The organism is Achromobacter sp. 77 (assembly GCF_020541125.1).
In the GTDB taxonomy this organism is placed as follows: Bacteria; Pseudomonadota; Gammaproteobacteria; order Burkholderiales; family Burkholderiaceae_B; genus Achromobacter; species Achromobacter mucicolens.
In genome coordinates, this window is sequence record NZ_CP059848.1 from 2,877,962 (window position 1) to 2,897,370 (window position 19,409).

The 19,409-nt window shown below is 64.6% G+C and carries 19 protein-coding genes; 7 read left to right on the forward strand and 12 right to left on the reverse strand.

Annotation, left to right across the window (positions count from 1 at the left end):
- Window positions 1-13 precede the first annotated feature (13 nt).
- Window positions 14-1,321, forward strand: coding sequence for a type II toxin-antitoxin system HipA family toxin (locus H4P35_RS13290; RefSeq protein ID WP_226849382.1), 1,308 nt, complete (start codon window positions 14-16; stop codon window positions 1,319-1,321).
- A 6-nt stretch (window positions 1,322-1,327) separates the two neighbouring features.
- On the opposite strand, the gene H4P35_RS13295 is transcribed toward H4P35_RS13290, so the two are convergent.
- The 3 genes from H4P35_RS13295 to H4P35_RS13305 all read right to left on the reverse strand — a co-directional run bounded on the left by H4P35_RS13295 (window position 1,328) and on the right by H4P35_RS13305 (window position 4,140).
- On the reverse strand, window positions 1,328-1,792 hold the full coding sequence (locus tag H4P35_RS13295) for an Rrf2 family transcriptional regulator (RefSeq protein ID WP_056317851.1): 465 nt from the start codon (window positions 1,790-1,792) through the stop codon (window positions 1,328-1,330).
- 83 nt (window positions 1,793-1,875) lie between these two features.
- Window positions 1,876-2,682, reverse strand: a complete 807-nt coding sequence (locus H4P35_RS13300; RefSeq protein WP_152385496.1) for a methyltransferase domain-containing protein — start codon at window positions 2,680-2,682, stop codon at window positions 1,876-1,878.
- A gap of 108 nt (window positions 2,683-2,790) precedes the next feature.
- Entirely contained in the window at window positions 2,791-4,140 is a 1,350-nt protein-coding gene (locus H4P35_RS13305; RefSeq protein ID WP_226849383.1) for an APC family permease, read from the reverse strand.
- A gap of 537 nt (window positions 4,141-4,677) precedes the next feature.
- Between H4P35_RS13305 and H4P35_RS13310 the strand changes: the two genes are divergently transcribed.
- A complete protein-coding gene (locus H4P35_RS13310; protein WP_226849384.1) occupies window positions 4,678-5,064 on the forward strand; it encodes a DUF6152 family protein in 387 nt (128 codons plus the stop codon).
- Between the two features lie 13 nt (window positions 5,065-5,077).
- Window positions 5,078-5,563, forward strand: a complete 486-nt coding sequence (locus H4P35_RS13315) for a DUF6644 family protein (RefSeq protein WP_152384455.1) — start codon at window positions 5,078-5,080, stop codon at window positions 5,561-5,563.
- 7 nt (window positions 5,564-5,570) lie between these two features.
- Here the strand turns inward: H4P35_RS13315 and H4P35_RS13320 are convergent, their stop codons facing one another.
- Window positions 5,571-6,506: an SMP-30/gluconolactonase/LRE family protein gene (locus H4P35_RS13320; protein WP_152384456.1), complete on the reverse strand. Its 936-nt coding sequence runs from the start codon at window positions 6,504-6,506 to the stop codon at window positions 5,571-5,573.
- A gap of 119 nt (window positions 6,507-6,625) precedes the next feature.
- The gene (locus H4P35_RS13325; protein ID WP_152384457.1) at window positions 6,626-8,287 is read right to left on the reverse strand and encodes an arylsulfatase; all 1,662 of its coding nucleotides are present in this window, start codon (window positions 8,285-8,287) and stop codon (window positions 6,626-6,628) included.
- Window positions 8,288-8,658: 371 nt separating this feature from the next.
- On the opposite strand from H4P35_RS13325, the gene H4P35_RS13330 reads away from it, so the two are divergent.
- From H4P35_RS13330 to H4P35_RS13345, 4 genes are all read left to right on the forward strand, one after another.
- Window positions 8,659-9,441, forward strand: coding sequence for a hypothetical protein (locus H4P35_RS13330; protein WP_152384458.1), 783 nt, complete (start codon window positions 8,659-8,661; stop codon window positions 9,439-9,441).
- A 131-nt stretch (window positions 9,442-9,572) separates the two neighbouring features.
- Entirely contained in the window at window positions 9,573-10,895 is a 1,323-nt protein-coding gene (locus tag H4P35_RS13335) for a tetratricopeptide repeat protein (protein ID WP_226849386.1), read from the forward strand.
- A 56-nt stretch (window positions 10,896-10,951) separates the two neighbouring features.
- Window positions 10,952-12,094, forward strand: a complete 1,143-nt coding sequence (locus tag H4P35_RS13340; protein WP_152384460.1) for a formylglycine-generating enzyme family protein — start codon at window positions 10,952-10,954, stop codon at window positions 12,092-12,094.
- A 90-nt stretch (window positions 12,095-12,184) separates the two neighbouring features.
- Window positions 12,185-13,210, forward strand: a complete 1,026-nt coding sequence (locus H4P35_RS13345; protein ID WP_226849387.1) for an HAD family phosphatase — start codon at window positions 12,185-12,187, stop codon at window positions 13,208-13,210.
- 6 nt (window positions 13,211-13,216) lie between these two features.
- Here the strand turns inward: H4P35_RS13345 and H4P35_RS13350 are convergent, their stop codons facing one another.
- The 7 genes from H4P35_RS13350 to H4P35_RS13380 form a co-directional block, all read right to left on the reverse strand.
- Window positions 13,217-15,019, reverse strand: coding sequence for an alpha/beta hydrolase (locus H4P35_RS13350; protein ID WP_226849388.1), 1,803 nt, complete (start codon window positions 15,017-15,019; stop codon window positions 13,217-13,219).
- Complete coding sequence (locus tag H4P35_RS13355; RefSeq protein ID WP_217617983.1) at window positions 15,016-15,534, reverse strand: hypothetical protein; 519 nt, start codon at window positions 15,532-15,534, stop codon at window positions 15,016-15,018. Before H4P35_RS13355 ends, H4P35_RS13350 begins: the two co-directional genes overlap by 4 nt.
- Window positions 15,535-15,574: 40 nt before the next feature.
- Window positions 15,575-16,309, reverse strand: coding sequence for a helix-turn-helix domain-containing protein (locus tag H4P35_RS13360; protein ID WP_226849389.1), 735 nt, complete (start codon window positions 16,307-16,309; stop codon window positions 15,575-15,577).
- A gap of 198 nt (window positions 16,310-16,507) precedes the next feature.
- Window positions 16,508-17,161, reverse strand: coding sequence for a response regulator transcription factor (locus tag H4P35_RS13365; protein WP_226849390.1), 654 nt, complete (start codon window positions 17,159-17,161; stop codon window positions 16,508-16,510).
- Window positions 17,158-18,246, reverse strand: coding sequence for a PAS domain-containing sensor histidine kinase (locus H4P35_RS13370; protein WP_175155490.1), 1,089 nt, complete (start codon window positions 18,244-18,246; stop codon window positions 17,158-17,160). Before H4P35_RS13370 ends, H4P35_RS13365 begins: the two co-directional genes overlap by 4 nt.
- A 161-nt stretch (window positions 18,247-18,407) precedes the next feature.
- On the reverse strand, window positions 18,408-18,923 hold the full coding sequence (locus H4P35_RS13375) for a flavodoxin family protein (protein ID WP_142055232.1): 516 nt from the start codon (window positions 18,921-18,923) through the stop codon (window positions 18,408-18,410).
- A 29-nt stretch (window positions 18,924-18,952) separates the two neighbouring features.
- Window positions 18,953-19,408, reverse strand: coding sequence for a CBS domain-containing protein (locus tag H4P35_RS13380; protein WP_056317885.1), 456 nt, complete (start codon window positions 19,406-19,408; stop codon window positions 18,953-18,955).
- Window position 19,409: the final 1 nt, after the last annotated feature.

Here is a 19,409-nt window from a genome sequence, read left to right on the forward strand (position 1 = left end):
GGCGGTCAACATCGTGCCTGCCAAGAAAACCAAAACCGTCGAAAGCGAGCTTTTCGTCTATGTGGACATCCGGGGCGAAGCCGTGCTCGCTGGCGTCCTGACCCTGGATGACAGCGACGAGAATCACTTCTTCGCCGAATTCACCTACGTGCAGTCCTACGTGAACGATTCGCGGGCGTTTTCGCTGGATCCGCTCAATCTGCCGCTAACCGACTCCGCCACCACCTACCGGACCGAAAGCCGGTACCAGACGCTGGGCGCCATTTTTGACGCCGCGCCGGATGCCTGGGGCCGCAACGTGATGCGCGTGGACAACGCGGGCGCCCGCGTGACGGAGAACGAAGTGCTGCTCAAGGGGCGGGGCATGGGTGTGGGGGCGCTTTTTTTCAGCGCCCGGCAATTGACGCCCAACATGCGCAAGACCTATCGGCTGCCCGAAGTCAGCCAGCTGGATTCGTTGGCCGACCTGCTGACCGACATCGACCAGGGCATCAAGCCCAAGGGGCTATATCGTGACATCCTGGGCAGCTCATGGGATATCGGCGGGGCGCGGCCCAAGACGATCGTGCGGGACGAGGCGGGCGAAATGTGGATTGCCAAGTTTCCGCGCAAGGGCGAATCCTACGACCGCCAGCGCGTGGAATACGCGAACCTGCAGATGGCCAAGGCCATCGGCTTGAACGTGCCGCAGATCCGTCTGGCGCAAACACATCTGGGCGCCGTGCTGCTGACGCACCGGTTCGATCGCGAGCTGCTGCCGGTCCGGCAAGGCGCAGACCCGGTCATCGCGCGGCGCCACTTCCTTAGCGGCGCGTCGCTCATCAGCCCGTCCGTGCATATCGGCAAACGCGAGCTCGACGGCCCGCGCGGCAAGGCCACGTATTCCTACGCGCGCCTGGCCGACGTGGCGCGCCGTATCTCGTCAAATCCCGTGCAGGATCTGCTCGAACTATACGCGCGCATGATCCTGAACGTCGCGGTCCACAACACCGACGACCATCTGAAGAATGTCGGATTTCTGAAAGACGAAGATGCGCGCACCTATCGGCTGTCGCCGCTTTTTGATGTGGTGACCCAGGAAGGTTCGGCGCGGCACTACCTTCACATTGGCTCCGCCGGCCGCGACAGCACGTTTGCCAATTGCCTGACCGAGTACCGGCGTTTCGGACTCCGGTCGGAAGCGGCCGCCAGGTCGATCATCGACCGCGTGCGGGACGTGGTCGGCGAGCGCAGGCGTTTCTACGAAGAAGCTGGCATGTCGCAGGCCGAAATCGAACACGTCGAGGCCTCATTGATGGCGTGGCGCCAGCCGTGGGAATAGGGCGGCTCAAACCTCGTGAACGGCGTGCGGATCGTAAGCCTGACCGCGCTCGACCATGCGCGCGTGAAAATCCCGGCTCAGTTCGGCCAGCGTGACCTTGCCGAGCCGGTCCAGAAGCAACTGCTGGGCCTGCTCGAACACGTCGTCCAGCGACGCATTGACCGCCTCTTCGACCAGGCATCCGGGCGATTCGCTGCGGTTGCCCATGGCGAAGATCTCTGGCGCGCCCAGCGCTTCGTAGATATCGCGCAGCGTGACCGCTTTGAAATCGCACGAAATCGTCCACCCGCCGCCATGACCTTTTTCGGACCGGACCAGGCCCTGTTGCCGCAGGCCGCCCATGATGCGGCGGATGACGACAGGATTGGTCTGCATGACGCGGCCCAGGTCATCGGAGGTCATGGGACCGGGGCGCTCGGCCATATGCAGCAGAACGTGCAGTACGCCGGAAAGCTTGCTGTCTCTTCTCATGCAACAGATGCTATTGCATGACGGCAGCCATGGTCAACGCGGCGCGGCACCCGAGAGGCCGCGCCCCGCGGCATGGCCACCGATCAGATCCGCTTGGCCTGCCATTCCCCCTTGCCGGCCGCGCTTCCGCTCATGCTGCGGCCGTTCACCTCGCCCGCGTAGCGCACGCCATTGGCGGTGAAGGTGATCGACTTGCCGTCCATCCGGGCGTCGGAGATCGGCACGGACCCCAGCTTGCCCGAGAGCATCTGGTAGTGCTGGTCAAGCTGCAGCGTCTGCCCGCCCAGATCCCATTTGCCCTGCACCTTGGCCGGCACGATCCACAGGAGCGCCGTGCAATAGGTCTGGCAGTTATCGGTGACGGTTTCCGAGGCATCTGGCTCCCAGTCGCCCATGCGGAAGGTGTTTGACACCACGCGCGTGCCGGCTGGCAGCTCCAGTAGTTTGGGCCGCAGCTTCTCGTTGATGGTCGAGAGCAGGAACATCGTGATCACATCGGCCTTGGACAGATCTGTGGTGAACAGGTCTTGCGCCACGAACGTGGCGCGGTCGGCCACGCCCGCGCGCTGGGCATTTTGGCGCGACAGCTCGACGAGATCCGGGTTGTATTCGATGCCTTGTGCGGTCAGCCCGCGCTGTGCGGCCGTGATGACCGTGCGACCGTCGCCCGAGCCCAGGTCCATCAGCCGGTCCTTGGGTGTGACCTTGGCCATGTCCAGCATCTTGTCCACCAGGGTTTGCGGGGTAGGGACCCAAATGACGTCCTTGCCTTCCTGGCCGACGTCGGGCACGTAGGCTTTCTGGGCGCCGGCCTTGGCGGGCGCAGTGGCAGTCTGCGCCATGGCGGCGCCCGCGCTCAGCAGCGTGAACGCCATCGCCGAGGCCAGCATCGCAAGGCGCAGGCGCGGGGTGAATACCTGGGACGCGGTTTTCGAATGGTCGAGGGAGCGTGGCATGGTGAGGGTTCCTTGGACGGTGGAGGATAGGGGAAGAGCCAGTCAGCTTGCGGCCTGGGCGGGCTTGAGCAGGCGCATCAGTGGCGCGCCGGCCGCTAGCACCGCCAGCCCGATCAGGGCGCCCGCGCCGGCATACATGGCGCTGGACACCACCAGTCCGGCGCAAGTCAGCGCCAGCAGCAAGGGAGGCAGCGGAAAGAGCGGAACGCGAAAAGGACGAGGGCGGTCGGGGTCCAGGCGGCGCAGGCGCCAGACGGAGGCGGCGACCAGCATCATGAAAAGCCAGAACACCGGCGCCGTGTAGGCCACCATGGTCTGCACGCTGTTCTGGCTGAACGCGCCCAGCGCCACCAGCGCAAGGGTGATCACGCCCTGAACGACTAGCGCGCTGACAGGCGTCTCGTTGCGCGCGCTCCAGCCCGCCAGCGCCTGCAGCCGGGGCACGTCGCGGCCCAGGGCGTAATACACCCGCGCGCCGGTAATGATGGTGCCGTTGATGGTGCTGAGCGCCGTGGCGCAGATGGTCAGGCTGAGCAGCGCCGCCGCATAGGGTCCTGCGGCCAGCTGCATGACCTCGGCACCCAGGGCGGGCGTGTCGCGCAGTCCCTGTAGCCCGAAAATTTCAAGCAGCGCGATGTTGGTCAGAACATAGGCGCTGGTGACCACCGCCGTGCCGATGAGCAGCACCCGGCTCATGTTGCGCGCGGGATCGCGCAGTTCGCCGCTGAGATACGCGGCCTCGTTCCAACCGCCATAGGTCAGCAGCACGAAGACCATCCCCATGCCGAGCAGCCCGGCGGTATTGCCCGACAGCGGGACCGGTGAAGCGGCTGCGACAGGCTCGCCGCCCGACGCGGTCAGGCTGGCGATCAGCACCGCGGCTAGCGCAATCAGGGTCAGCACCGTAAACACCCATTGCAGCCGTTTGGAATAACGCGTGCCGATCATGTTCAGGCCCGTCAGAACGACGACGGAGATGGCCGCGTGCACAGCGGGGCCCAGGGATCCCAGGGGCAGAAGCCGCTGCGCGTAATCCCCGTAGATGAATGCCACGACTGCGATCGCGCCGGTCTGGATGACGGAGCATCGCGCCCAGGCGAACATCAGCCCGACGCGCCGTCCCCAAGCGCGGGTCAGATAAAGGTATTCGCCGCCCGCGCCGGGATACGCCGAGCCGAGTTCCGCGTAGCAAAGCGCCCCGACCAGCATGACGAGTCCGCCGGCGCACCAGAGGCCGATATACACCGCTTCCGAATGCGCGTGCTGCGCGACCAGAGGGGGAAAACCGAAGATGCCGATGCCGATGACCACGCCCACAAGGACCATGGTCGCGTCCATGACCGACAGGCCAGTGGGCGCGCGGCTGTTTACCGTATCAGGGACGGCGCTCATGGGAGCGGGCGCCGCAGACATGGATTGGCGCGTAGCGGCAGGCGGGGGACAAGCGGGAAATCCGGGGGGCGCGTGGTGAGCGTGATGGACAAATTCGCGGGCAAACGCGAGCGGAGCGATGACATGCAATTCTCCCGGGGTGGACGCGCGGACGGATGCTCAGGGCAAATGTCGGCATATGCTGACAATTGCCTGAACATAAAGCGACCGTGACCGGACGAGGAAAGTTCCGCAGGGTTTTCCTGGGTCCGGTCATCATCCAAAAACGGAGATCAGCACGTTAAATTATTCATGTAAGGTCTTATATTAGGTCTTCAAACTATTGATATTTCAGGAATAAATATTCAAATGAAAATTCAAAGTTGAAGTGAAATATCTAAAGTAATTTCTTAAGTACGGCCGACGTTTTTTTGTCCGCGCGCGTTCAATAAATTCCCACGCACGTTGGAAACGCGCTGCTATCCTGCTTTTTCGTGCGCTCAACCCTGCGTCGCGGCGCGGGGAACGGCATGCCACCGCACCCACAGGAGCATCGACATGAAGCTTTCCCGACACGCGTTGTTTGCCGCCTTGGCGCTGTCCGCCATGACCGGGGCTGCCCCATCGGCCTTGGCGCATCACGGCTGGTCGTGGGCCGAATCCGAACAGATGACGCTGCAAGGCACGGTCGAGCAGGTGCAGATCGCGCCACCGCACCCCTCGCTCAAGGTGCGGGCCAAGGATGGCGTCTGGACCGTCGAGCTTGGCAATCCGAATCAGACGATGGAAGCCGGTTTCGTGGAAGGCTCCGCCAAACCTGGAGATGCCATCACCGCCGTCGGCAACCGAGACCAGGACGCCGCCGCCAAGCGCATGAAGGCGGTCCAGGTGACCGTTGGCGGCAAGACCTACGATATCTATCCCAGCCGCATCAAGAAGCCCTGACCGCGGGCCGTGGATGCCTGACCTGCTACGACTTGCGCTTGAACAGCTTCAATCCGTGCCGCCAGCGCTGTGGCTGCGCCGGTCCGGCGTTCTCTATCTGCTCGTCAACGCCGCCCATATCGTCGCCATGGGTCTACTGATCGGTTCGATCATTCCGCTGGATCTGCGCCTGCTCGGCGTACTCAAGCCGGGTGCGCTGGCCGTCCTGGCGCCCGTCTTGGCGCGCACGGCCGCAACGGGCTTGGCATTGGCGATGGTGACGGGGGCGCTGCTGTTTTCGGTGCGGCCGCTCGACTACCTGTACAACCCGGCATTCCTGACCAAGATGGGCTTGCTGGCGGCGGGCGCGGTCAACGCCTGGCTGGTGAATCGGGGCAGGGCTTGGGCAAGCGTGGCAAATGGAAGTCCGCCGTCGCCCGCGCTGCGCATTCAGGCGGCGGCCTCTCTGGTGCTGTGGCTGGGCTGCCTGGTGGCGGGGCGCTGGATCGGCTTTCTATAGCCAGGCATCAGCAGTACCCGACCCCCTGCGCATTCACATACAGCGCGAAGAGACACTGCCCGGTGACCATGAACAGCCGATTGCGGCGCGCTCCGCCAAAACACAGGTTGGCGCACCGATCGGGCAGGGCGATGCGGCCGATGGCCGTGGCGTCGGGCGCAAATACCATCACCCCGCTCAACGCCGGGCCCGGGCCCCAGCCCGCCCAGACATTGCCGTCGGTGTCACAGCGTATGCCGTCGGGAATCGCGTCGGTGCTTGCCTCGACAAAGGTGCGGCCGTCGTCCAGCGACCCGTCCTGTCCCACCGCGTAGACCAGGATGCGATTCGGCGTCGAACCGTTGTCCACGACATACAGCAGTCGCTCGTCCGGAGAAAAACACAAGCCGTTAGGGTTGTGGATGCCGCTTACCACGGCGTCCAGCCGGCCGGAGTCCGGCTCCAGACGGTAAACATGCGTCGGCAGCTCGGGTTGCGCCTGAAAGCCTTCGTAGTTCGAGAGAATCCCGAATAGCGGGTCGGAGAACCAGACCGACCCATCGCTGTGCACGACAACGTCGTTCGGCGCGTTCAAGCGCTTGCCCTCGAAACGGTCGGCCAGCACGGTCAGCGAGCCATCGTATTCGGTGCGGACCACGCGTCGACCGCCATGTTCGCAGCTGACCAGCCGGCCTTGACGGTCACGCGTGTTGCCATTGATGTAGCCGGAGGGCTTGCGGTGTACCGATACGGCGCCCGTTTCCTCGTCCCAGCGCATCAGGCGGTTATTGGGGATGTCGCTCCAGACCAGGCACCTCGCGTCACCGAACCACACCGGGCCTTCGCCGTACCGGATGCCGGTCGCCAATCGTTCGACGCCGGCGTTGGTGAGCCGGATCGTCTGGAATCGGGGATCCAGGACCTCAATGGCCGGATCGGGATAGCGCTCGGTGGGTTCCCACATATAGCCTCCTGTTCAGGCAGGCGGCAGCTTGCCGGGGTGGCGCCGCCGTGCCCATCCATCGTCAGCAGCAAGCCGCCTGCCTGGACTGCCCATCGTCCGAGCGCGGGACGCGCCGGGCGTCAGTTTCCGCTGGGCAATGACAGGGTGAAGCCGTCCTTGGCCAGGCTTTCGCGCATGTATTGGAACCGCTCGTAGGCCGACAGCGTCAGCGGACCGGTATAGCCTTCGCTCTGCATCTTGCGGGGCGGATAGTCGATGTAGGTCTTCATCAGCGGGGCAACGGCGTCGTTGATCATGACCATCGTCCACGTCCGTTCGGTGACGTTGCTCATGAAAATGTCGTAGCGCTCCTGCGGATCGGCCCACAAATCGAATACCTGGGGCACCGTCGCGACGTAGGACTCGGCGCCTTTCCAGCCCAGGTTCGTGTCCACGGCCAGTCCGCCGGTCACCGCGCCGTCGTCGCCGCGCAGGTTGAACACCGCCTTGTAGTTGGCCACGCGCACGGCGCCCGGCGACAGTTCGTTTTCCGTGAAATAGAACCACGCCTTGCGATCGCACTTTCCGGTGCCGAAGAGCACGGGCGACATGTCGTAGCTGTCGAAGATGATCGGCTTGTCCTCGCGGTCATTCGTGGGCAGCTTCACGCCCGCCACCGCGGCAAAGGTCGCCATCAGGTCCAGGCCGCCCACCAGACTGTGATCCTTGACGCCCGCCGCGATCTTGCCCGGCATCCAGGCGATGGCTGGCACCCGGTTGCCGCCTTCCCGCACCGTGCCCTTGGTGCCGCGCAGCGGCGTGTAGCCCGCGTCAGGATAGACATCCTGCCAGGCGCCGTTGTCCGTCGTGTAGAACACCAGCGTGTTCTTGTCCAAGCCCAGCTCGCGAATCTTGTCCATGATGCGGCCGATGCGAGAATCCAGCTCCACGACCGAGTCCGCGTACTTGCTCTTGGACAGCGACTTGTGGATGTAGTCCGGATCCGGCATGTTGGGCTGGTGCACCTTCATGAAGTTGATGCTCATGAAGAACGGCTGCTCGGACTTGGCGTTGCGCTCCAGGTAGTCGAGCGATGCCTTCTCCACGTAGCGGTCGAAGAACGGAATCCCGACGACGCCTTCACGGCCGTTCACCATGGGCGTGTCGACGTATTGGCCGTTGATCTTGAATTCCTCGCGCGCTTTCTCTCCCGCGTTGCCGGACAGCGCACCCTTGGTGACCCGCTGGAACATTTCCCGCACGTCGGCGGGCATGTCAGGAAACCAGGTGGGATCGGCGTAGGTGTAGGCATTCAAGTGATAGAGGCCGGCGTACTTCATCTCGTCATAACCCTGCGCGTTGGGCAGGGCATAGTCGGCTTCGCCCAGGTGCCACTTGCCGGTGAAGAACGTCTTGTAGCCCGCGGTCTTGAGCACCGATCCCAGCGTCCACTCCGCTGCGGGCAAACCGCCGCCCTGGCCTTGGAAGGCCACGGTCGTCATGCCGCTGCGGTTGGGAATGCGGCCGGTCTGCATGGCCGCGCGGCCGGGCGTGCAACTGGGCTGCGCATAGAACGAAAAGAAGGTCATGCCCTCGCTCGACAGCCGGTCGATGTTGGGGGTCGGCATGCCTCGCCCGATGCCGCCGCCATACGGACCGAGATCGCCAAGTCCGGTGTCGTCCGACACGAGAAGGATGATGTTGGGTTTGCGCGGGTCCTGCGCGACAGCCGGTGCGCAAAGTACCGCGCTGGCCAGGAAAAGCGCTGCGGCACCGCAAGTAAAAGTTCGTTTGGTCGCCATTTTCAACTCCGCTGTTTGAGAGTGAAACCAACCGCACGACGCTGCAAACCGTGCGGTTCACATTGGCCTACGTACTTGGGGGAACGTTCATGCCGGGATGCGCGATTCGCATGGCTGAACCGCAATAATTTTCATCCTACGTCCACGGATGTCAACGGAATTCTTGGCCGCGCGCGCAGATTGCCGCGCCGCTGATCCGCGCGGACCAGCGCGCGCGCACCACTCCTTCGGATCTGGCGTGGCGGGCACGGCCGGCGGCTGCGCCACAGCGTTGCCAGACGAGGCACGTAGCCCGTATCGTTATTGCGTCCCGGCGCGCGTGGGCAAGCGCGCGGCGGGCGCATCGCGGTGACCGGACGTGCGGGGTTCTCATGAGCTACTCGTTTCTCCTGGCGGGACTGGCGTTGGGTTTTTTCTTGGCGCTCTTTTGCGCCATTGCGGTTGGAAAACGACTGGGCGCAAGGCAGCAGGAGAAGGGTGGGGCGGGCGTGGCCGCCATCGAGGCGTCGGTGTTTGCGTTGCTGGGACTGCTGGTGGCGTTTACCTTTTCGGGCGCCGCGCAGCGCATGGCCGAGCGGCGCAATCTGGTGATTCAGGAAGTCAATGCCATCGGCACAGCCTGGCTGCGCATCGACCTGCTGGATGCAGCCGACCAATCCGCCGTGCGAGGACACTTCCGCGATTACGTCGACCAGCGGATCCTGTATGAGCGCCATGTCGCGGATATGACCGCGCGCGCAGGCATCGCGGCCAAGGCGTCCGCGCTGCAGCAGGTTATCTGGCGCGCGTCGATCGCCGCGGCGAAAAACGGCGTACCGCCGCCGCTGGCCGCGTCGTACGTCGACGCCGTGAACGACATGTTCGACGCCGCGACCTCGCTCTCCGCCGCCCAGAAGGTGCATCCACCGCTCGCGGCGTACGTGTTCCTGGGCTTTCTGGCGCTGACCGGCGCGTTCCTGGTGGGCGTGAACCTGGCGGCCGCCAAACGGCAAACGTTGCTGCATCAGTGCATCTATGCCGTGGTGATGACCGCGGCGCTCTACATCATCGTCGACTTCGAATTTCCGCGGATCGGCACGATACGCATCGACCAGAGCGACGCCTTGCTGGTCGCGCAGCGCGCAAGCATGGGCAATCCGGACGGCAGTCACTGACCGGGTGGCGGGGGCCCGCGCGTCCGGTGCAATCGCACTAGCGCAACTGCGTTTTGCCGGAACGCCGCAACCATGCTTATATTTTTGAAGATTTTCCAAGCCCGTCGCGGGCCGGCCTCTGGGAGACCACCATGGCGCTGAGCGATGTACGGGGGAACCCGGTTTCCAGCGATGAACCGGCATCAATGGCCGCCTACGAGCGGGCGCAAAGCCTGTTTCATGGCTACTACGGCGATCCGCTGGGCGTCATTGACGAGGCCTTGGCCGATGACCCCGTTTTCGTGATGGGCCATCTGCTGCGCGCGGGAATGATGATCACCGCCAGCGACAAATGCGTCGAACCGCTGCTGCGCGAAAGCGTGCAAGCCGCCGAAGCGCTCTACGACATTGCCAACGATCGCGAACGCCGCCACGCCGCCGCGGCCCGCGCCTGGCTCGACGGGGAATTCTCCCGATCCTTGCGGCGCTATGCCGACATCCTTGCCGACTATCCGCACGACACGCTGGCGCTGCAGGTTGGCCACATTGGCGATTTCCTGCTCGGCCGCTCGACCATGCTGCGCGACCGCGTCGCCGGCGTCCTGCCCGCCTGGGACCGCTCGATGCCCGACTACGGCTACGTCTTGGGCATGCACGCGTTCGGCTTGGAAGAGACGAACCTGTACGGGCCGGCCGAGGCGCAAGGGCGCCGCGCGCTGGAGCTCAACCCGCGCGATCCCTGGGCCGTGCACGCCGTCGCTCACGTCCTGGAAATGCAGGGCCGGATCGACGAGGGTATCGCCTGGCTGAACGGAAGACGGGGCGACTGGTCCGAGGACAACATGCTGGCCATCCACAACTGGTGGCATCTGGCTCTGTTTCAGCTGGATCGCGACGAGATTGGCGACGTGCTGGCGTTGTACGACAGCAGGCTGCGCGAAGCTTCCACGGGCCAGGTGCTGGATCTGATCGACGCCTCCGCCATGCTGTGGCGTCTGCATTTGCGAGGCGTGGATGGCGGCTCACGATGGCGCCAACTTGCCGATGTCTGGCAGACGCGCGGCGGCGAGGGGTTCTACGCCTTCAATGACGTGCATGCGCTGATGGCCTATCTGGGCGCGGGTGACGGCGCTGCCGCCCAGGCGCTCATCGAGTCGATGGAAACGGCCGCGGACGGCACGGGCACGAACGCGATGATGACCCGGGATGTGGGATTGCCGGTGGCGCACGCGCTGGCCGCGTTCGCCCGGCAAGACTACGCGCTTGCCGTCAACCTGCTGCGGGACGTGCGCCTTATTGCGCATCGATTCGGCGGCAGCCACGCGCAGCGCGACGTGCTGGCGCTGACATTGGTAGAAGCGGCGTTGCGAGACGGCGCGCGCTCTCTGGCCAAGGTGCTGACTGCCGAACGCATGGCCCTCAAGCCCGGCAGCGCGGGCAACCGCGCGCTTGCCGCGCGGGCCGCAGCGCTGTAGGTGGCGGCACGCACGGCGGCCTGGTGCCGGCTATGCGCGCCTGACGGAGAAAGCGCATGAAAAGACGAGCCAGTATTGGAATTGCAGTGGCAGCCATCCTTTGCACGGCAGGCGCCATCGGCGCCTATGTCGCGGTCTCCGCGCCCGCGCAGGACGTTCCCGTCGTCAAGTTGGGAGACGGCAAGCAAGGCCCGGCAGGAATGGCGTGGATCCCCGGCCATGAGTTCCTGATGGGCAACGATCATCAGATGTCGCAACCGAACGAGCGGCCGGCGCACAAGGTGCGCGTGAGCGGGTTCTGGATGGACGTTCATGATGTCACCAACGCGCAATTCCGCCGCTTTGTCGAGGCGACCGGCTATGTCACGACCGCCGAGAAAAAGCCGCGCTGGGAAGACCTGCGCGTCCAGCTTCCCGCGGGGACGCCACGTCCGGACGACAGTGCGTTGCAGGCGGGCGCCATGGTGTTCGTCGGCACACAGACCGAGGTGTCGCTGCGGGACTACTCGCGCTGGTGGCGTTTTGTTCCCGGCGCGAATTGGCGGCATCCCGAGGGGCCGCACAGCACCATCGCCGGCAAGGACGACCATCCGGTGGTGCAGGTGTCTTATGAAGATGCGCAGGCCTACGCCAAGTGGGCGGGCAAGCGCCTTGCGACCGAAGCCGAATGGGAGTTCGCCGCGCGAGGCGGCCTTGCGCAGGCGACCTACACGTGGGGCAACGAGCTGTCGCCGCAAGGCCGGGCCATGGCAAACATCTGGGACACGCGCCAGGCGCAACCGTTTCCGGTCGTGAAAGATGAAAAAGTGCAGGTCGGCACCACGCCCGTGCGCAGTTTTTCGCCCAATGGCTATGGCTTGTACGACATGGCCGGGAACGTCTGGCAGTGGACGTCGGACTGGTACCGCGCGGACGCTTTCAGGATTCAGGCGCAATATCGCCAGCCGCCGCAGGATCCCGCCGGGCCGGCGAACAGCTTCGACCCTGACGAACCCGGCATGCCCGCATCGGCGCCCAAGCGCGTGACCCGGGGCGGGTCCTTTCTGTGCAGCGATACCTATTGCATCAGCTACCGCGCCAGCGCACGGCGCGGCACGGACCCGCTCAATCCCATGTCCCACATCGGGTTCCGAACCGTCATGACGCCGCAGCAATGGGAGATGGCGCAGGCAGCGCAGGGCAGCATCGCCAGCCGTTGATTGTGGGCCAGGCAGGAGGCGGGCAGGGCAGGCAGTTGCCGCTGGTCTGGCAGGGCCCGCGCGCGTTGCGCGCATTCCAGGGGGAAGATCATGCACGCTTCATTCGAACACCAATATGCGCGGCGGCTGGCCTGGATTTGGCTGTGGGTCCTTTTCCTGCTGGCCGGGTGCGCGTCATCCGGCCGCGAGAGCCAAGCCGGGTTGTCGTCCTGGACCGATGGCCCCTCCCGCACGGCGATCGTGGCGTTCGTGAAGGCGGTCACCGACCCGGCCAGCGCGGAATTCGTGCCCGCCGAGGACCGCATCGCGGTGTTCGACAACGACGGCACGCTGTGGAGCGAGAAGCCCATCTACTTCCAGGTCATGTTCTCGATGGATGAAGTGCATGCGCTGGCGCCGTCACATCCGGACTGGTATACCCGCCAGCCTTTCATGGCAGTGCTGCAGGGCGACCACGAGGCCGTGGCCCGATCGGGCGTGCACGGCATGATGGAGATCTTGCTGGCCACCAACACCGGCATGCCGGTGGGCCAGTACACGCAGCGCGTGGATCAGTGGCTGGACACCGCCCGCCACCCGCGCACCAAGCTGCCCTACGACAGCATGACGTACGTGCCGATGCGCGAACTGCTGGACTACCTGCGCGCCAACGGTTTCACGACTTACATTGTGTCGGGCGGGGAAACGGAGTTCATGCGCGCCTGGACCGCGCAGGCCTACGGCATCCCGCCCGAACAGGTGATCGGCACCCTGTTTGGCAGCGAATTCGTGACGAATGGCAGTGGATTCGAGCTCATGCGGCTGCCCAAGTTGGACTTCCACAACGACGGCCCCGGCAAGCCCGTGGCGATCCAGCGCCATATCGGCAAGCGTCCGATCATGGCGTTCGGCAATTCCGACGGCGACTTGCAGATGCTGCAGTGGACGACGACCGGGCCAGGCAGACGCTTCGGAGGTATCGTGCACCACACCGACGCCAAGCGCGAGTGGGCCTACGACCGGCACTCCAGCGTGGGCCGGCTCGACAAGGCGCTGGACGAGGCGCCCGCCCGAGGCTGGACGGTCGTGGACATGGAGAAAGAGTGGAAACGGATCTACGCGCAACCGTGGCCTTGAGACGCGTCATTTCTGCATGACATAGCTGCCCGGCGCGGCCATCGGCGAGGCAGGATCGTCGTCGGGCCGCCGCCCGGCAACGCCGGACGGTGCGGGCCGCATTGGCCCTGAGCGATGCGCCAGCCACTCGGTCCACGTCGGCCACCACGATCCGCCGCATTGCATGGTGGCAGCCAGCCATTCGTCCGGGCCCGCGCGCAGATCATCCTTCGGCCCCGCGGAAAGCCGGTGCCAGCGGCCCGGATGTCCGGGCTCGCTCACGACGCCGGCATTATGGCCGCCGCTGGTCAAGACGTAGCGTATGTCCGCGTCCGTCAGGTAATGGATCTTGAATACGGAACGCCAGGGCGCGATGTGATCGTTGACCGCACCCAGCGCAAAGATGGGCGTGCGGATGTTGCGCAAGGCAATCGTGCGGCCGTTCACCTCGAATCGTCCGGCCGCCAGTTCGTTGTTCAGAAACAGTTTGCGCAGATACTCCGCATGCATCCGGTACGGCATACGCGTCGAATCGGCATTCCAGGCGACGAGGTCGTTCGGAAGGATGCGCTGACCCAGAAAATAGGTCTGCACCGCGCGGCTGGCGACATCCTCGATGGGCCGCAAGGACTGGAAGGCCGCAGCCATTTGCCCGGCGGACAGGTAGCCTTGCGCCCACATGACGCTTTCCAGCATATGCACCTCGCTCGCGTCGATGTACAAGCCCAGGCCACCGGGCTCGGTAAAGTCGGTCTGTGCCGCCAGCAGGGAGATCGTGGCAAGGCGGTCGTCCGCGTCGCCAGCCATGGTCGCGGCCGCAATGGCCAGCAGCGTGCCGCCAAGGCAGTACCCCACTGCGTGCACGCGCTGGCCGGGCACGCATCGATTGACCGCCGCCATTGCCGCCATGAAGCCCAGGCGGCGGTAGTCGTCCAGGCAGAGGTCGCGGTCGCGCGCATCGACGTTGCGCCATGAGATGCAGAACACCGTGAACCCTTGCGCCACCAGGTAGCGAATCAGGGAATTTTCGGGCGACAGATCCAGCACGTAGTACTTCATGATCCACGCCGGCGTGATCAAAATGGGCTCCGGACGCACCTGCGGCGTCGAGGGCGCGTACTGGATCAGTTCGATCAAGTGATTGCGGTACACCACCGTGCCGGGGGTCACCGCCACGTTGACGCCCACCTCGAACCGTTCCAGGCCGGGTTCCGGCAGGCCCAACAGCCTGTGCCGCACGTCCTCTGCCAGATGTCCCATCCCTTGAACCAGGTTCAGGCCCTTGTCGGTCACCGTGCGCTCAATCACTTCGGGGTTGGACCAGAAAAAGTTGGCCGGCGCAAAGACGTCGCACCATTGGCTTGCGCAGAAGGAAACGACGTCGGCGTGATGGGCGGAGACTCCCGGCACACGCGTCGTGGCCTCGGCCCACCACTTGCGCGCTTCGGAAAAACAATGCTGCCAATATTGGAAGGGTTCAGTCCGCCAGGGCGGCGTGGCGCACCTGCGGTCAAGGGCAGCCTCGGGACAGACGAGAGGGCGGCCCGCCAGGGCGATCGCGGCATGCGCGCTGAGCGCCTGGATGGCGTTTCCCGCCTGCAGCGCCAATCCGATCTGCTTGCCAGGCGCGGCCCCCAGGTGGATCAGCCAGTCGGCCATCGCGAGCGCGAGGGCGCTTGGTGAAATGCCGCCCGTCAGCTGCGCGATGAGCGCCGCTCTGAAATAGTCCAGCGCCGCCAGCGCGTTGTCCGCGCCAGGCGGCGCCGATGCCGACGGGTCGGTAACAGGTTCCGCGGCCGGATGCGCCTTCGCGGCCCTCACATGCGTCATTGGCTGGCGCGCGTCATTGCGGCCACGGCATTGCCGTCGGCCAGGAATTTGGCCGTGCTTTCCGCGATCTGCGACATTCTTTCTTGCCAGGGATTCTTGCTCTCACGCAGGGCTGCGGCGGTCATGGTGGACGTCTCGCGCGCGATCTTCTCCATTTCCTTCAGATAGCTGAACTCGCGGCCCATCAGATCCGTCATCAATTTTTGATGCAGGGCGCACATGGCGGTCAGAGAGGTCGCAGCGTTGACCTGGGCATTGGCTTCCTGTGCGAATGCCAGCATTTCCTTGTCGGTCTTGAGCTGCAGCGAGCGCAGTTGGCGCGCGAATTCGAAATAACCGGTGGCCGCGGCCAGCGCAGAATGAATTCCGTATTTGTATAGCGCCACGTAGGGTTCATAGTCGGGTTGCATAAGGTCATCCTCCAGGTCACGTGTAACCGCTCGACGCGGCACTTCGGCGGCCGACCGGCTTGCTCCAGCCAGAATAGGCCTGCCCGCGACCGGGATGTTGACCAAACTCAAGTTCCGAACGACATCCGGCTAGGCGCAGGCACGCCTACCCGCTGCTCATCTGCCGCAGCGCATCGACATCGCGGATCTGGAGCTGTCGCCGGGATACGTTGACCAGCGCGGCCTCCTGCAGGCGGCCCAGCACGCGGCAGACCGTCTCGACTTTCATGCCCAGATGATTGGCGATGTCCTCGCGCGTCATCTTCAAGGTGAAGGCGAGGGGAGAGTAGCCATTGGCCGACATCTGATCCGACATCCCCACCAGGAAGTCGGCGACCCGCTGCTCGGTCTTCATGCAGCCCAGGGTCAGCAACAGCCGCCGGTACTGATCGATATCGTGAGCGATCAAGCGATGGAACTGCTGCGCGCACGAGAAATCCTCCCGGCATCTGCCCATGATGTCCGAGAACGGCAGTACGCAGACGAGCGAATCCTCCAGCGCGATGGCATCGCAGCGATGGGTGCCGCTCTCGATGGCATCCAGGCCCAGCAACGCGCCCGCAGACGGAAAGCCCATGATCTGCTCGAGGCCGGCGCGGTTGGTCGCGCGCAGCTTCACCGACCCTGACCGCAGCACATACAGGTTCTGCAACGCGTCCCCCGCGCGGTAGACAGATTCGCCGCGGTGAATCAGCCGCCGGCAGCGGACCATGTCGCTCGGGGGAGGCCGGGCCGCGTCCGATCCTGCGCGGCAGATCCGGGCCAGGGCGCAACGGTCGCAATCGGCGGACACGCCTGTCGCACTGTCCGTGTAGTTCGTGACAACGATGGGTGAGTCCATGGCCGCGGCTCCTCGGGGGCATGTGGCGGTGACGCGGCAGCAGGCCGATCGCCTTGTCGGTATCGCTTTGTCCGTATCGCTTTGTTGGTATCGCGATGGGGGCTAGTATCGGATGCCGCGCTGCCGTGCGCTATCAGCGCAGATCGCCACGTTTTGGCCGACGACGCCTACAGATGTAGGCAAATTCCTACAGCGTGCTCAGCGCGGAGGGGCGTCGTCATCGTCGACGAGCCGGTGCCGTATCGCGTAACGGACCAGATCCGCCTGATTGCGCAAGTGCAGCTTGATCAATATCCGGCTTTTATACGTGCTGACCGTCTTGACGCTCACGAATAGCAGTTGCGCGATGTCCGAATTGTTCATGCCCGACGCCAGATGGCGGAAAACTGACAATTCCCGATCGGACAGCAGGGCGTGGGGCAGCGATTCCGCATGCCCGTGCCGGTCAAATGCAATGCTTTCAGCCAGCGACTGGCTCAGATACCGCCCGCCACCGGCCACCTTGCGCACCGCCTGCACCAGCTCTTCGCTGGCGCTGTCCTTGGTCAGGTAGCCCGCCGCACCCGCCTTGATCGCCTGGACGGCGTACTGCTGCTCGCCGTGCATCGTCAGCACCAGGATGGGCACGTCCGGGTGGGAGTTTGTGATGTGCCGGATGAGGTCGACGCCGTCGCGCCCGGGCATCGACATGTCCAGCACCAGAAGATCCCATTGCCCCTTGGCCAGAAGATCAAGCGCTTCGTTGCCGTTGCCGGCTTCGCCGCCGACGCGGATGTCTGCGGCCTGCTCGAGCAGCCGCCTCAGGCCTTCGCGCAGCAATGTATGGTCGTCGGCAAGCATGACGTTGATCATGTTGCCTCCCATTGCGAGTCGGGAGGGCGGACCGGGATGCGCACCTCGAGGCGAAACCCGCCTTTCCTGCGGGTATGAACGGAGACATCACCGCCCAGCAGGCGGACCCGTTCGCGAATGCCCTGCAGGCCAAGCGAAAGGGGCAGCTTTTTGGCCAGACTCTCCGGTGTGGCGCCAACGCCGTTGTCGGAAACGGTCAGCGCGCAGTGCGAGTCGTCACAGACAAGGCGCACCTGGACGGCGCTGGCCTGCGCATGCTTGGCGATGTTGGTCAGCGCCTCCTGCACGACGCGAAACAGGGTGGTGGCGACCTGCTTTGCCGGTTCGGCGGGGCCGATCCGGATGTCCGATTCCGTATCGACGCCATAGCGCGAAACGAAATTGGCCACCAGCCATTCGACCGCCGCCGCCAGTCCAAGGTCGTCGAGCATGACGGGCCGCAGGTCAGAGGCGATGCGCCGCAGCGACTTGAACGTGGCTTTGATAAGCTGCCGCATGGACCGCACGCGCTCGCGTGCCTCGACGTTGTCGGACGCCAGGATCGGTTCAAGTTGGGACAGCTCCATCGTCAGCGCCGTCAGGCTTTGGCCCAGGTCGTCATGGAGCTCGCGCGCAATGTGCTTCTTTTCCTGCTCGCGCACGTGAAGCAGGGCATTGGACAGACGGGTCAGCTCGTCCCGGGACGCTCTCAAGGCCTGGTCGATACGCTGGCGCTCGGTGATGTCGCGCAGAAAGATCGACAGGTACACGCCGGCGCTGGTGCAGGTCTGCGAGATCGAAGCCTCCATCGGAAACTCTTCGCCGTTGGACCGAAGACCCCATAACGGCGCGCCCAGGCCCATCTGGCGATCGGAAATTCCGGTGGTCATGAAGCGGCCGACATGCTTGGCATGCACGGCGCGAAAGCGCAACGGGATCAGGATGTCCACGCTGGCGCCGATGGCTTGGTCGGCGGAGAGCATGAACACGCGTTCCGCCGCAGCGTTAAACATCACGATGTGTTGCAACGCGTCGATCGTGATGATCGGTTCTGTGGCGGACTGGATGATATCGAGCAGCGGAGGCGCGCCAGAGGAGAGCTTCATTGCTGGATATGTGGGTGCCGGGATCGCCCTTCCAGGGGGAACTTGTCCATTGCAACACACAATTCCGCAAGCGGCGAGCGCCGCGCGTGGGCTACCGCCACGTGCACTAGTGCAGGCGGCGGATCTGGTCAGCGGGGCTCGGACTTGTGCCCGAGCGCCGCTTAGTCAACGGCCGACAGCAGCGAGTCGCTCCCGCCCGATTCCCAGGCCGCGAGCGTCCTTTCCTTGAACCGGCAAAGGGACGCGTCGCACTCTTCGGCCAACACGTCGTACTGCTTGAGCAAAAGAATGCCGCGGGGCTTTGCGCCCACGACGGCGGCGATATCATCGACAGCCCGGAATCCGCCATAGCCCGACATCACGCAAATGACGGAGTAGGTCTTGATCAGCCGCCCCTGCGTCATCAGGAACGAGCGCATGGGGGCCGCGAGCGATCGAAGCCAGACTGGCGCGATCAGGATCACGTGGTCGAACTGGTCCAGGGCAGGGCCGGCATAGCGAATCTCGGGTTGGCGCTTGAAGAGGCAATCGGTGACGCAGCGGAGGTCGCCAGCCAACCCGATGCGTGACGAAGCGTCCCGCACTTCGTGGACCTCCCATCCCGTGATCGATGCCAGCCGCTCGGCCACGGTGCGTCCTGTGCCGGTGCGTGAATAAAAGACGATGCCGATCCGCATGGCGTTCACTCCTGGCCGCAACGACGGCCTCAGACTTCCTGGGCCAGCAGCGCCTGAAGAATGTCCCGGCGGCTGACCACGCCGACCAGTTTTCCCTGCCGGACCACGGGAACCCGCTTGATCCCGCGCTTGAGCAGCACATCTGCAATTTCGGACAGGTCGGCGGACTCATCCACCGTGATGGCAGGGCTGCTCATCACGGCCGATGCCGTCTGCTCGCCCAGTTGAAGGCTGTGCAGAAACTCCAGATTCAGTGCCTCGCCTTCTGCCAGGAGCGACAGCCAGTGGTTCACCTTTCTCTGATGCGCGCTGTCCTGGCGTCGCACCAGATCGCCTTCGCTGACCACGCCGATCAACGCGCCGTCATCGCCCGTCACCATCACGGCGCTGATGTCTCGATCCAGCATGGCACGCATAATCTGCGAAACCGGGGTACGCGGGGATACGCAGTATGGGGTCGCGGTCATGAGGTCGCGCGCTTTCATG

Bases quoted from the DNA above. Each gene is read 5' to 3' on its own strand.
- H4P35_RS13295 (WP_056317851.1), bottom strand. From the start codon at position 1,792: ATGAGAAGAGACAGCAAGCTTTCCGGCGTACTGCACGTTCTGCTGCAT.
- H4P35_RS13300 (WP_152385496.1), bottom strand. From the start codon at position 2,682: ATGCTGGCCTCGGCGATGGCGTTCACGCTGCTGAGCGCGGGCGCCGCC.
- H4P35_RS13305 (WP_226849383.1), bottom strand. From the start codon at position 4,140: ATGAGCGCCGTCCCTGATACGGTAAACAGCCGCGCGCCCACTGGCCTG.
- H4P35_RS13310 (WP_226849384.1), top strand. From the start codon at position 4,678: ATGAAGCTTTCCCGACACGCGTTGTTTGCCGCCTTGGCGCTGTCCGCC.
- H4P35_RS13315 (WP_152384455.1), top strand. From the start codon at position 5,078: ATGCCTGACCTGCTACGACTTGCGCTTGAACAGCTTCAATCCGTGCCG.
- H4P35_RS13320 (WP_152384456.1), bottom strand. From the start codon at position 6,506: ATGTGGGAACCCACCGAGCGCTATCCCGATCCGGCCATTGAGGTCCTG.
- H4P35_RS13325 (WP_152384457.1), bottom strand. From the start codon at position 8,287: ATGGCGACCAAACGAACTTTTACTTGCGGTGCCGCAGCGCTTTTCCTG.
- H4P35_RS13330 (WP_152384458.1), top strand. From the start codon at position 8,659: ATGAGCTACTCGTTTCTCCTGGCGGGACTGGCGTTGGGTTTTTTCTTG.
- H4P35_RS13335 (WP_226849386.1), top strand. From the start codon at position 9,573: ATGGCGCTGAGCGATGTACGGGGGAACCCGGTTTCCAGCGATGAACCG.
- H4P35_RS13340 (WP_152384460.1), top strand. From the start codon at position 10,952: ATGAAAAGACGAGCCAGTATTGGAATTGCAGTGGCAGCCATCCTTTGC.
- H4P35_RS13345 (WP_226849387.1), top strand. From the start codon at position 12,185: ATGCACGCTTCATTCGAACACCAATATGCGCGGCGGCTGGCCTGGATT.
- H4P35_RS13350 (WP_226849388.1), bottom strand. From the start codon at position 15,019: ATGACGCATGTGAGGGCCGCGAAGGCGCATCCGGCCGCGGAACCTGTT.
- H4P35_RS13360 (WP_226849389.1), bottom strand. From the start codon at position 16,309: ATGGACTCACCCATCGTTGTCACGAACTACACGGACAGTGCGACAGGC.
- H4P35_RS13365 (WP_226849390.1), bottom strand. From the start codon at position 17,161: ATGATCAACGTCATGCTTGCCGACGACCATACATTGCTGCGCGAAGGC.
- H4P35_RS13370 (WP_175155490.1), bottom strand. From the start codon at position 18,246: ATGAAGCTCTCCTCTGGCGCGCCTCCGCTGCTCGATATCATCCAGTCC.
- H4P35_RS13375 (WP_142055232.1), bottom strand. From the start codon at position 18,923: ATGCGGATCGGCATCGTCTTTTATTCACGCACCGGCACAGGACGCACC.
- H4P35_RS13380 (WP_056317885.1), bottom strand. From the start codon at position 19,408: ATGAAAGCGCGCGACCTCATGACCGCGACCCCATACTGCGTATCCCCG.